Raw genomic sequence first — 12627 nt, 5'->3', positions numbered from 1 at the left:
CCCGATGAACCGTAGCCATACACTTGCAGGTCTGCGCGACCGGCCGGACATTGCCGTGCTCGTCATCGGTGGCGGCATCAACGGCATCAGCGTCTTTCGCGAACTGGCTTTGCAAGGCGTCGATGTCGTGCTGGCGGAGAAGGGCGACTATTGCAGCGGCGCCAGTGCCGCGCTTTCGCGCATGGTTCATGGCGGCCTGCGCTATCTCGAAAACGGCGAGTTCAAGCTGGTGCGTGAATCGCTGCTGGAACGGGATCGGCTGTTGAAGAACGCGCCGCACTATGTGGCGCCACTGCCGACGACGGTGCCGATCTTCGATATCTTCTCCGGTCTCGCCAATGGCGCGGTGCGTTTCCTCGGGCTGACGCGGAGGCCCAGCCGGCGCGGCGCGCTCGTCATCAAGACCGGACTTGCCATGTATGACCTGTTCACCGCCGCGCGGCGCCTGATGCCGACGCACAGGTTCAGGGGACGCGCCGAGACGCTGAAGACGTGGCCGGCGATCAATCCGGCGATCCGCAATTCGGCCACCTATTACGACGCCTGGGTGAGCCGGCCCGAGCGCCTCGGCCTGGAGATGCTGCTCGATGCCACCGCCAGCGGCGCGCGCGCCTTGAACTATGCGCTGGTCACATCGACCGGCAACGGACTGGTCGTCACCGACACACTGACGGGCGAGCAATTGCCGGTGCGGGCGCAGCTGGTCGTCAACGCAACCGGCGGCTGGATCGACCTCACCAACAAGGCGATCGGTGCCTCGGCGCCAACGATGATGGGCGGCACCAAGGGCTCACACCTTATCGTCGACAGCAGCGAACTGCTCGAGGCGCTTGGCGGCCACATGGTCTACTACGAGAATGAGGATGGCCGCATCTGCATCCTGTTTCCCTATCTCGGCAAGGTGCTGGTCGGCTCGACCGATATCCGCGTCGACGATCCGGACCAGGTTCGCTGCGAGGAGGATGAGCAGCGCTACATCCTCCAGTCCCTTGCCTTCGTCTTTCCCTCGATCAGGATCACCGAGGACCAGATCGTGTTCCGCTTTTCCGGCGTGCGCCCCTTGCCGGCCAGCGAGGACAGTTTCACGAGCCGCATCCCGCGCGACCATTTTTGCGAATTCGTCGAGGCGAACGGACATCTGCCGGCCACGCTCTGCATGATCGGCGGCAAGTGGACGACGTTTCGTTCGTTCGGCGCATTGGCGGCCGACAGTGTGCTGGAGCGCCTCGGGCTCGAACGCAGTGTGGGCACGCAGGACATGGCCATCGGTGGTGGCCGCGACTATCCGGCCGATCCGGAAAGCTGGTGCGCGTCATTCGCCCTTGAACACGGCCTGCCGGTCGAGCGCGCATGGATGCTTCTGCAGCGCTACGGCACATCGGCCGGGAAAATCGTTGCGCACTCGGCAGCCGAACAGATGCTGCCGCGGTCGGATTATTCGGCGGGCGAAATCCGGCACATCATCGAGCATGAGCAGGTCGAGTGCCTCGCCGACCTGTTCCTGCGCCGCACCACCATCGCCATTTCGGGTGAGCTCAGCTTCGACCTCATCAACGCCGTTCTCGACATGCTGGCGGCGCACAAGGGCTGGAGCGCCGGCGAGGCCGCCGCCGAATGCTCGACCTTCCTCGCCTTGCTGGCAGACCGGCATGGCATCGACCTCAAGACGCATCAAAGGAGCGCCCTATGCGCGTAAACAAGAAAGTCCGCATGAACCGGCTGTTCGGCGGCGGCCGCTGCCTCGACGTGGCCATCGATCATGGCGTCTGCAACGAGCCGAGCTTCCTGGCCGGCCTCGAAGACATGGCCGGCGTGGTCAACCAACTGGTCAAGGCCGGCCCCGACGCCATCCAGATGAACTATGGCCAGGCCGATCTGCTGCAGGCCGTACCGGGCAGGGACAAGCCGGCGCTGGTCATGCGCATCGATATGGGCAATCCGTACAACAAGATACGCCATCGGGCGATGTGGGCCGTGCTGCAGAACGAAGCCGAGCCTCTTCTCGGCGCCATCGAGATGGATGCGGCCTGCGTCGTGGTCAATCTGTTCATGCTGCCCGACGAGCCGGACCTGTTCAGGCAATGCGTGCAGAACATCGCCCGTGTGCGCGCCGATTGCGAGAAATACGGCCTGCCGCTGATGATCGAGCCGCTGGCCATGCTGCCGGTCGCCGAGCATGGCGGCTACATGGTCGATGGCGATGCCGAGAAGATCGTCACCTTGACCCGGCTGGCGCGCGAGATGGGCGCCGACATCATCAAGGCCGATCCGACGACCGATCCCAACGATTTCCACCGTGTCGTCGAGGCCGCGCGCTGTCCGGTGCTGGTGCGCGGCGGCGGCAAGGAAGATTTGCGCGCGGTGTTCGACAAGTCCGCCGCATTGATGGCGCAAGGCGCGCTCGGCATGGTCTATGGCCGCAACATCTACCAGCACGCCAACCCGAGCGCCGTCGTGCGCGGGCTGATGGCGATCATTCATGACGATGCCGATGGCGCCGTCGCCTGGGACCTGTACAACCAGGCATAGGTCGCGGCATCGGGAGGCGCCAATGGCAAGTTACATTCTCGGTCTGGACGCCGGCAACACCGTCATCAAGGCCATCCTGTTCGACCTGTCGGGACGCGAGCTGGCGCTCGCCGCCCGCGATGGCCGCTCATCCATGCCGAAGCCCGGCCATGTCGAGCGCGACCTCGACGAACTCTGGCGCAACGCGGTTTCGGTCATCGGCCAATGCATAGCCGAAGCCGGCATCGATGCCGGCGAGATCGTCGCCATCGGCTGCGCCGGCCATGGCAACGGGCTCTATGCGCTCGATCGCGCGGGCGCGCCGCTGATCGGCATCCAGTCGCTCGACACCCGCGCCGTCGGCATTGTCGCCGAATGGGCTGAACAAAATGTCGGCGACCGCACCTATGCGCACTGCCTGCAGCGGCCATGGGCGGCGCAGACACCGACCTTGCTTGCCTGGCTCAAGCGCTTTTCACCGGCACTTTTCGCCAGCATCGGCACGGTGTTCCTGTGCAAGGATTTCGTCGTCAATCGGCTGACGGGCGCACGCTGCAGCGATACCTCCGACATGTCGGGCTGCGGCCTGCTGCAGATGCAGGACCGCCGCTACGAGCCGGACCTGCTTGCCGCCTATGGGCTCGGTGACTGCATCGACCTTTTGCCGCCGGTGCTGGAATCGGCCGACATTGCCGGGCATGTCAGCGCGGAGGTGGCAGCGTTGACCGGGCTGCGTGCCGGCACGCCCGTGGTGGCCGGGCTGTTCGACGTCGTCGCCAGCGCGGTCGGCTCCGGCGTGACCAGGACCGGTGCCGCCTCGGTCATCGCTGGAACCTGGAGCATCAACCAGGTCATCACCGACGAGCCGATCCGCGACCCTTCGATCTTCATGCTGTCGACTTTCGATCGCCGGCGCTATCTGGCGATCGAATCCAGCGCCACCTCGGCCGCCAATCTGGAATGGATCGTTCGCGAATTCCTCGAACATGACGGCGAGGCGGACAAATCGCCGTTCGAATTGTGCAGCGAGCTCGTCGCGTCCGTCGATCCTGACGGTGACATCCCGATCTATCATCCCTTCCTCTACGGCTCGCAGCAGAATGGCCATGCGCGTGCCGGCTTCTACGGTATCGCCGGCTGGCACGGCAGAGCGCATCTGCTGCGCGCGCTGTTCGAGGGCGTCGCCTTCGAGCACAGGCGCCATGTCGAGACTTTGCACAAGGCCGGCGCCGACTTCGACAGCGTGGTGCTGTCCGGCGGCGGCTCGCGCAGCAGCGTCTGGCCGCAGATCTTCGCCGATGTGCTTGGCGTGCCCGTAACCGTGGCGCGCAGCCGTGAGACCGGCGCTCTGGGGGCGGCGATAGCGGCCGGCACCGGCGTTGGCATCTTCGCGGACTACAGCGCCGGCGCTGCCGCCATGACGGCCGCCGCCCGCCACTTCGCGCCCAACGTTGCGGTTGCCGAGGCCTACGCAGGACGGTATCGCCTGTATGGCGAGATCAACCAGGCGATGATTCCGATGTGGGAGCGCATCGCCGCACGGCAGGCGCGCACGTGAGCGAAACTTCATCATCTCCATTCGGCGATTACGACTACGTCATCGTCGGTGCCGGCTCCGCCGGCTGCGTACTCGCCAACCGGCTGTCGGCCGATCCGCGCAATCGGGTGCTGCTGCTCGAAGCCGGCGGCAGCGATCGCTATCACTGGGTCGATATCCCGATCGGCTACCTCTTCTGCATGGGCAACCCGCGCACCGACTGGATGATGAAGACCGAGCCGGAGGCCGGTCTCAACGGACGCAGCCTCAACTATCCGCGCGGCAAGGTGCTGGGCGGCTGTTCGTCGATCAACGGCATGATCTACATGCGCGGCCAGGCCGCCGACTATGAGGGCTGGCGGCAGGCCGGCAATGTCGACTGGGGCTGGGACGATGTGCTGCCGTACTTCCGCAAGTCGGAAGACTATCATGGCGGCAAGAGCGCCATGCACGGCAGCGGCGGCGAGTGGCGGGTCGAACGCCAGCGTCTGTCCTGGCCGATCCTCGACGCGTTCCGGGACGCCGCCGAGGAACTCGGCATTCCCCGCACCGACGATTTCAACACCGGCACCAATGAAGGCTCGGGCTATTTCGAGGTCAACCAGCGGCAGGGCGTGCGCTGGAACACGTCCAAGGCGTTTTTGCGCGGCATTGCGGCGCGCAAGAACCTGCGCGTGGTGATCGGGGCGGAAACGGAACGGCTCGAATTCGACGGCCGGCGCGTCACCGGATTGGTCTTCCGCCAGGGTGACCGCTTGCACAGGGTCAGCGCCGGGCAGACGATCCTTGCCGCCGGCGCCATCAACTCGCCGAAGATCCTCGAACTGTCAGGGGTGGGGCGCCCTGATCTGCTTTCGAGCATCGGCGTGGAGGTTCGTCACGCCTTGCCGGGCGTCGGCGAAAACCTGCAGGACCATCTGCAGATACGCACGGTCTTCAAGGTCGCCAATGCTGCGACGCTCAACCAGCGCTATCACAATCTGATCAGCCGCGCGGCGATGGGCGTCGAATATGCGCTCAAACGCAGCGGGCCGCTGTCGATGGCGCCGAGCCAGCTCGGTATCTTCGCCAGGAGCGATCCGCGTCTCGAGACGCCCGATCTCGAATATCATGTGCAACCGCTGAGCACCGACCGTCTGGGCGAGCCGCTGCATCGCTTTCCGGCGGTCACCGTGTCGGTCTGCAATCTGCGCCCGGAAAGCCGGGGCACCGTGCATATGGCATCGTCCGAGCCGCGCGAGGCGACCAAGATCCGGCCGAACTATCTCTCCACCACGGGAGATCGTAGCGTCGCGGTCGCTTCGCTACGCCATGTCCGCACCCTGATGAAGGCACGGGCCGTGGCACGCTTTGCGCCCGAAGAGATGCTGCCCGGCACGCAATATGACAGCGACGAAGATCTCATCCGCAAGGCCGGCGATATCGGCACGACGATCTTCCACCCCGTCGGTACCTGCAAGATGGGTCCGGACTCGATGGCGGTGGTCGACGATCGCCTGCGCGTTCACGGGCTTGCCGGACTGCGCGTGGTCGATGCCTCGATCATGCCGACAATCGTCTCGGGCAACACCAACTCTCCCGTCGTCATGATCGCCGAGAAGGCATCGGAGATGATCCTGCAGGATCCGCGCCAATAATGCCGCGGCCATCTGCGGCGTCCCGCGGATGCCGAAGCCGCCGATATTGATCGGGCGCACGGCTTCAATCCCGAAGCATCTCAGGCTACGGTACGCTCTTCAAGATTTCATGAGTGCATTTGAAGAGCTTTGCGGCGAGCCCCGCTGTTGTTTCTGGTATCGTTTGACAAGACGCTCCCGCCTCAGGCGGGACAGCCGCTCGATCCAGAACAGACCGTTGAGCTGGTCGATCTCGTGCTGGTGGCAGACAGCGAGCAGGCCCTCGGCCTCCTCGACAGCTTCGTCGCCATCCAGGGTCTGGTAGCCGACACGGACGCGCGCATGCCGTTCGATCTCCTCGGTAGCCCCTGGCATGGACACGCTGCCCTCGACATGGCGGATCATTTCGCTCGATGCCCAGAGAATGACGGGGTTGACGTAGCTGCGTGGGCCTGACGCCGGCGACAGTTCGAGGACGACCAGCCGCTTCAGGATGCCGATGTGAGGGGCGGTGATGCCGATCCCTGGAGCGGCGCGCATTGTATCGGTGAGATCGCCGGCAAGCCGGCGCAGGTCTTCGTCAAAGACCGATATGGGCTCGGCGAGGGAGCGCAGGCGAAGGTCGGGAAATCTCACGATTGGCCGTATCGTCATATCTCGCTCCCGCGTTCGGCAATCGCAAAGGCCAAGCCGTCAACCTTATCTCGATTTTGACCGGCTGGCGGGGGCTGCGCAACTGCAGGCAAGCCCGGCCATGGCGGTCCGCCTCCGCCGGCCCTGGTTAGGCCCAGCCTAAGCAGAATTATCGAAAATCATTATTTGTGCATCGCACACAGCGTGCTTTGTTCCCTCCGCCGGCTGAAAGAGAACAAAAAGAACGTCAGGCGGCAGCCTTCGGCGATGCGTCCGAAGCGGGTTGTTTTGGCGCGGGCAGCGCCTGACCTCAGAAAAAAGACAGGGGAACGTGATGACGACAATGATCTCGAAGTTTCGCCGTACCGCACTGGCGGCCGGCATTGCGCTGAGCGCGCTTTCGGTGAGCCTCCACGCCGAAGCCGGCAGCTTGAAGCTGGGCATGACGACCTGGGTCGGATACGGCCCGCTCTTCCTTGCGCGCGACATGGGCTACTTCAAGGAAGGCGGCCTCGATGTCTCGCTCGAAATCATCGAGGAGGCGTCGATGTACATGGCGGCCGTCGCCGCCGGCGAACTCGACGGCAGCGCCTCGACCATCGACGAAATCATGAAGTACCGTTCGAAGGACGTCTGCTTCAAATCGGTCTATGCCTTGGACGACAGCCATGGCGGCGACGGCGTGCTGGCGCCGAGCAGCGTCAAGAGCGTCGCCGACCTCAAGGGCATGGAAGTCGGACTGAACGAGGGCTCGGTGTCGCAGTTCTGGTTCAACATCCTGCTCAAGCAGGCCGGTCTCAGCCAGGCCGACGTGAAGGTCACCAATATGACCGCGGATGACGCCGCCGCCGCCTTCATGGCCGACCGCATTCCCGTTGCCGTCACCTGGGAGCCGCATCTGACGCTGGCCAAGAAGGAAAACAAGGGCCAGGTGCTGATCGACTCCTCGAAGACGCCCGGCCTGATCGTCGACGTGGTGGCGCTGAACTGCGATTACATCACCAAGAACCCCGGGGATGTCGAAGCGCTGGTGAAGGGGCTCTACAAGGCCAACGAGTTCATCAAGGAAAATCCCGAGAAGGCCTATGAAGTGATGGCCAAGGGCGTCGGCGGCTGGCTCAAGGATCCGAAGGACTTCGCCTCTTCCGCCGCGGGCGTGAACTTCTACGGCAAGGACCGCAACGCAGAATTTTTCGCCGGTGGCGAGAGTGGCGAATCCGGCAAGCTGATCAAGCTCGGTGGCGATGTCTGGGGCGGCTTCGGCAAGCTCAAGATGGACATCAAATTCGACGACCTCGTCGATCCATCCTTCCTTGCAAAGTGATCTGGCCTTGCGAAGTGATCTCACCTTGTAAAGTGAGATCGCTGGACCGTGGGCCGAGCCTCGCGCCTGCGGTCCATCCAGCCCAAAGGGTTTTTCTGTGACACTGGCACCGAATGCAACATCTCCCATCAGCCATATCGTGACCACGAGCGTGGATAAAAATCAGCCCGGTCGATCCGCCTGGAAAGCTGTCGCCACGCCTTTCCAGGCTGTGTCGCGTCCTCTCTCCATCACGCTCAGCGTCCTGGTCTGGGTCGCGGTCATTGGCGGCTGGTTCGCCTTGACCTATTCCGGAGCGGTCAAGGAAATGTTCCTGCCGCGCCCGGAATCCGTCTTGTCCACCACCATCAGGATGGCGCTTGACGGATCGTTGTGGGAGCACGTGCTGGCCAGCGTCCAGGTGGTGCTGATCGGTTTCGTCCTTTCGAGCATCGTGGCGGTGCCGCTCGGCTTGACGATGGGCACCTACCGCATCGTCCAGGCCGCGCTCGATCCGCTCGTCAATTTCATCCGCTATCTGCCGGTGACATCCTTCGTGCCGCTTTTCATCCTCTGGATCGGCATCGGCATCGAGCAGCGCGTGGCCGTCATCATCTTCGGCATCTTCTTCCAGCAACTGGTGATGATCGCCGACAGCGCCCGCAGCGTTCAGCGCGACCTGGTCAATGCCGCCTACACGCTCGGCACGAAACGCAGCGACACGGTCTTCCATATCGTCTTTCCGGCCACGCTTCCCAACGTGCTCGACGTGCTGCGCGTCACCATGGGCTGGGCCTGGACCTATCTCGTCGTCGCCGAACTCGTCGCCGCGCGCAGCGGGCTTGGCTACATCTCGCTCAAGGCCATGCGCGGCTTCCAGGTCGACGTCATCTTCATGGCCATCGCCCTGATCGGTATCCTTGGTCTTTGCACCGACCAACTGTTCCGGGGCATCCGCCGCCTCGTCGCTCCCTGGGCCAATTGAGGAGTTCGCTGACATGGATGCCGTGACACTCGCGACAAAACCGAAGAGCTCCGACATCGCCATCGACAATGTGGCCCTGCGCTATGGCACGGGCGACAATGCGGTGCTGGCGCTGGACGGCATCTCGTTCCATGTCGTGCCCAATGAGTTCTGCGTGATCGTCGGCCCATCCGGCTGCGGCAAGTCGAGCCTGCTCTATCTCATTGCCGGTCTGGAGGAGCGCACCGGCGGCATGATCTCCGTGGGCGGCAAGCCGGTCACCGAGCCAGGCCCCGATCGCGGCATGGTGTTTCAGGCCTATACGCTGTTTCCCTGGCTCACCGTGGCGCAGAACGTCGAATACGGCCCGAAGCGGAAAGGCATGTCGGCGGCCGAGCGCAAGGCCATCGTCGAGCATTTCCTGCATGAGGTCGGCCTAGCGAAATTCGCCAACCATTATCCCTCGCAGCTGTCGGGCGGCATGAAGCAGCGCGTGGCGATCGCACGTGCGCTCGCCAACGATCCGCAGGTGCTGCTGATGGACGAACCTTTCGGCGCGCTCGACAGCCAGACCCGCCACTCCATGCAGAAGCTTCTCTTGCGGATCTGGGACCATTCCAAGAAAACCGTCCTCTTCGTCACCCACGACATTGACGAGGCGATCCTGCTGGCGGATCGGGTGCTCGTCATGTCCGGCCGGCCCGGCCAGATCAAGAAGGAAATCCGCGTCGGCTTCTCGCGTCCGCGCAGCATGGACCTGGTCATGGAGCCGAACTTCATCACCATGAAGCGGGAAATCCTTGAACTCTTGAAGAACGACGAAGACGACGAGCACTAATGCATGTCGCCCAAAAGTGACCTCGGTTTTGGGAAGACGACATGCATGAAACGAAAACCGGCATGAGCATCGCGGCCGCGGAATTCGACTATATCGTCATCGGCGCGGGCTCGGCCGGTTGTGTCCTGGCCAACAGGCTGAGCGCCGACCCCGCTAGCAGTGTCTGCTTGATCGAGGCCGGCGGCAGCGACGACCGCACAAGGGTGCGCGTGCCGGCCGGCATCCTCTCGCTCTACGGCAATCCGAAGTTCGACTACGGCTACAAGGGCGTGCCGCAGCCGCTGCTCGACAACCGCCGCATACCGGTCAACCGGGGCAAGCTTCTCGGCGGGTCGAGTTCGATCAATTCGATGGTCTATATCCGCGGCGCAGCGCAAGACTACGACGAGTGGGCGGCACTTGGCTGCGCTGGGTGGTCCTATGCCGATGTCTTGCCGGTGTTTAAGAAACTGGAGCGCAATCTCCTGTCGCAGAACCCGGCCTATCACGGCTTCGACGGTGAACTGCTGGTCGACAATCCACGCGACCCCAACGCCGTATCCCGCCTGTGGGTCGAGGCGGGCCGAGACGTGGGCCTGCCCGAAAACCGCGACTTCAACGGAGATGGCCAACTCGGCCTCGGCATCTACAACGTCACCCAGGACAAGGGTGAGCGCTTCTCGGCCTATTCGGCCTTCGTCCGGCCGGTCCTCGGCCGCCCGAACCTGCAGGTCCTGTCAGGCGTCGAGGTGCTTGATCTGGCGATCGAAAACGGGCGCGTCACCGGCGTCAATGTGACCAGGGACGGAGCAGCCCAAAGGCTGTCATGCCGCGCCGAGGTGGTGCTCAGCGCCGGCGCGATCGGATCGCCGCGCATCCTGCTTGCTTCCGGCATCGGCCCGGCCGAAGAGCTGAAGGCGGCCGGGATAGAGCCGGTGATGAACGTGCCCGGCGTCGGCAAGAATTTGCGCGACCATGTCGACGGCATGATCACCGTGCGGTCGAACAGCACCAGGACGCTCGGCCTGTCGCTCGCCAACCTGCCGGCGATGCTGGCCGCGCCCTTTCAGTATTTCGCCCGGCGCAAGGGCATGCTGACGACCAACTATGTCGAGGCCGGCGGCTTCGCCAGCACGAAATATGCCGGCGATATTCCCGATGTCCAATTCCACTTTGTCCCGGGCTACCGTAGCCATCGCGGCCGGCTCGTCGAATATGGCCATGGCTATGCCGTGCACATCTGCGTGCTCAGGCCCGGAAGCGTCGGCGAAATCACGCTCGAGCACGACGGCACCCGCCGCAACGTGCTGATTGATCACCGCTTCTTCAGTGACGGCCAGGATGCCTTGACCCTGGTCGAGGGCATCAAGGTCGCGCGTTCCATTCTGGCTTCGCCGGTCTTTGCCGCTATTCGCGGACCGGAAATCCTGCCGGGACCCGATGTCGTCTCCGATGACGAGATCCTCGCCTATCTGCGCGCCGAGGCGCTCACCGTCTATCATCCGGTCGGCACGGCCAAGATGGGCACCGACGCCATGGCGGTGGTCGATCCCGCCGGCCTGAAGGTGCGCGGCTTCGACAATCTGCGGGTGGCGGACGCCTCGATCATGCCGACGCTGATCGGCGGCAACACCAATGCGCCGTCCATGATGATCGGCGAAAAAGCAGCCAGGGCGATGCTGTCGTAGTCTCGCGTTGGCTCGTCTCCTGGCGTTTAGGGACAAGCTAACCACTGCCACATGAAATCGTAATTTTCGCTAATCAGTCCCTCCAGTACACCAGCGATCTGAGCTCCTCGCATCCGCGGAAACTCTTTGGGGGGAAAGGACGCAGAAATGTCGGTGGAAAAAATAGACACGCTTGTCGTCGGCGGTGGCCAGGCGGGGGTGGCTATGTCCGAGCATCTGAGCAAATGCGGCGTGCCGCATCTCGTTCTTGAGCGTGGCCGGATCGCCGAGCGCTGGCGCTCGCAGCGGTGGGACTCGCTCGTTGCCAATGGCCCGGCCTGGCATGACCGCTTCCCGGGCATGGAATTTCCCGAGACGGGCCCTGACGGCTTTCCCTCCAAGGAGGAGGTTGCCGACTATTTCGCTGCCTATGCAAGGCAGATCAAGGCGCCGATCCGCTGCGGCGTCGAGGTCAAGCTCGCGCAAAGAAATGTCGGGCGGCCCGGGTTCCGCGTCGAGACGTCGGACGGGGTGATCGAGGCCAACAGCATCGTGGCGGCGACCGGGCCTTTCCAGGTCCCCGTCATCCCCGCCCTTGTCCCTGCAAATGCAGATCTCCTGCAGATTCATTCCAGCGCGTACCGCAATCCCGGGCAGTTGCCGAAGGGCGCGGTGCTGGTGGTCGGGGCGGGATCGTCGGGCGTGCAGATCGCCGATGAGCTTCAGCGCTCGGGCCGGCGCGTCTACCTCTCGGTCGGCCCACACGACCGCCCGCCGCGCGCTTATCGCGGGCGCGATTTCTGCTGGTGGCTTGGCGTTCTCGGCAAATGGGACCTCGAAACCCCGGGGCCTGGCACGGAACATGTCACCATCGCGGTGAGCGGCGCGCGTGGCGGCGAGACCATTGATTTCCGTCGGCTGGCCGCGCAGGGGCTTACCCTGGTCGGCATGACCAAGACATATCAGGACGGTGTGCTGACCTTCGCGCCCGATCTGGCGAAGAACATTGCCCGCGGTGACGCCAACCTGATGTCGCTGCTCGACGAGGCCGACGCCTATGTCGCGCGCAACGGGCTCGACCTTCCGGAGGAGCCCGCGGCCCGTCGGATCGACCCGGATCCGGACTGCCTGGCCAACCCGCTTCGCGAGCTCGATCTGGCCGGCGCCGGGATAGCGGCGATCATCTGGGCGACAGGCTTTGCCATCGATTACAGCTGGCTGAAGGTCGATGCCTTTGACGAGAAGGGCCGGCCGAGGCATCAGCGCGGCGTCTCGACCGAGCCCGGGATCTACTTCCTGGGATTGCCTTGGCAATCGCGAAGAGGGTCGAGTTTCATCTGGGGTGTCTGGCACGATGCCAAGCATGTCGCGGACCGCATTTCCACTCAGCGCAAATATCTGGCCTATCACGCTGCAGCACGGCGCGAGACAGTGGACGCCTGACCAGAGCTGACGACTGCCAGAGCAATTCCAGGAAAAGTGTGAGCGGTTTTCCGTCCGGAATTGCGTAAAAACAAAAAGATAGAGCGGTTTGCCGTTTCCGTGAAACGGCGAAACGCTCTAGCCCGATTTGATGGAGACC

Annotated in this window: 10 protein-coding genes; 9 read left to right on the top strand and 1 reads right to left on the bottom strand. The window is 63.8% G+C overall.

Annotation, left to right across the window (positions count from 1 at the left end; translation table 11 throughout):
* The first annotated feature begins 4 nt into the window (after positions 1 to 4).
* The 4 genes from JG746_RS27775 to JG746_RS27760 are packed head-to-tail and all read left to right on the top strand — an operon-like array spanning position 5 to position 5682.
* Complete coding sequence (locus tag JG746_RS27775; RefSeq protein ID WP_202355633.1) at positions 5 to 1696, top strand: glycerol-3-phosphate dehydrogenase/oxidase; 1692 nt, start codon at positions 5 to 7, stop codon at positions 1694 to 1696.
* Positions 1687 to 2529: a class I fructose-bisphosphate aldolase gene (locus JG746_RS27770; protein WP_202355632.1), complete on the top strand. Its 843-nt coding sequence runs from the start codon at positions 1687 to 1689 to the stop codon at positions 2527 to 2529. The genes JG746_RS27775 and JG746_RS27770 overlap by 10 nt, the downstream gene beginning before the upstream one ends.
* Positions 2530 to 2551: 22 nt before the next feature.
* Entirely contained in the window at positions 2552 to 4066 is a 1515-nt protein-coding gene (locus JG746_RS27765; RefSeq protein ID WP_202355631.1) for an FGGY-family carbohydrate kinase, read from the top strand.
* On the top strand, positions 4063 to 5682 hold the full coding sequence (locus tag JG746_RS27760; RefSeq protein WP_202355630.1) for a GMC family oxidoreductase: 1620 nt from the start codon (positions 4063 to 4065) through the stop codon (positions 5680 to 5682). Before JG746_RS27765 ends, JG746_RS27760 begins: the two co-directional genes overlap by 4 nt.
* Positions 5683 to 5781: 99 nt before the next feature.
* Here JG746_RS27760 and JG746_RS27755 read toward each other — a convergent pair whose 3' ends face one another.
* Positions 5782 to 6315 carry a peptide deformylase gene (locus JG746_RS27755; protein WP_202355629.1) on the bottom strand — a complete coding sequence of 178 codons (534 nt, stop codon included), beginning with the start codon at positions 6313 to 6315 and terminating at the stop codon, positions 5782 to 5784.
* Between the two features lie 313 nt (positions 6316 to 6628).
* On the opposite strand from JG746_RS27755, the gene JG746_RS27750 reads away from it, so the two are divergent.
* The 5 genes from JG746_RS27750 (at position 6629) to JG746_RS27730 (ending at position 12488) form a co-directional block, all read left to right on the top strand.
* The gene (locus JG746_RS27750; RefSeq protein WP_202355628.1) at positions 6629 to 7618 is read left to right on the top strand and encodes an ABC transporter substrate-binding protein; all 990 of its coding nucleotides are present in this window, start codon (positions 6629 to 6631) and stop codon (positions 7616 to 7618) included.
* A 151-nt stretch (positions 7619 to 7769) separates the two neighbouring features.
* Positions 7770 to 8582, top strand: coding sequence for an ABC transporter permease (locus JG746_RS27745; protein WP_244730469.1), 813 nt, complete (start codon positions 7770 to 7772; stop codon positions 8580 to 8582).
* A 13-nt stretch (positions 8583 to 8595) separates the two neighbouring features.
* Complete coding sequence (locus JG746_RS27740) at positions 8596 to 9399, top strand: ABC transporter ATP-binding protein (protein WP_202355626.1); 804 nt, start codon at positions 8596 to 8598, stop codon at positions 9397 to 9399.
* Between the two features lie 62 nt (positions 9400 to 9461).
* Complete coding sequence (locus tag JG746_RS27735; RefSeq protein ID WP_202359490.1) at positions 9462 to 11066, top strand: GMC family oxidoreductase N-terminal domain-containing protein; 1605 nt, start codon at positions 9462 to 9464, stop codon at positions 11064 to 11066.
* Between the two features lie 147 nt (positions 11067 to 11213).
* On the top strand, positions 11214 to 12488 hold the full coding sequence (locus tag JG746_RS27730; protein ID WP_202355625.1) for a flavin-containing monooxygenase: 1275 nt from the start codon (positions 11214 to 11216) through the stop codon (positions 12486 to 12488).
* Positions 12489 to 12627: the final 139 nt, after the last annotated feature.

The sequence above is a fragment of the Mesorhizobium sp. 113-3-3 genome (assembly GCF_016756495.1).
GTDB lineage: Bacteria > Pseudomonadota > Alphaproteobacteria > Rhizobiales > Rhizobiaceae > Mesorhizobium.
The sequence above is the reverse complement of the archived record's forward strand: the minus strand, read 5'-3'. Positions and strand labels throughout refer to the sequence as shown.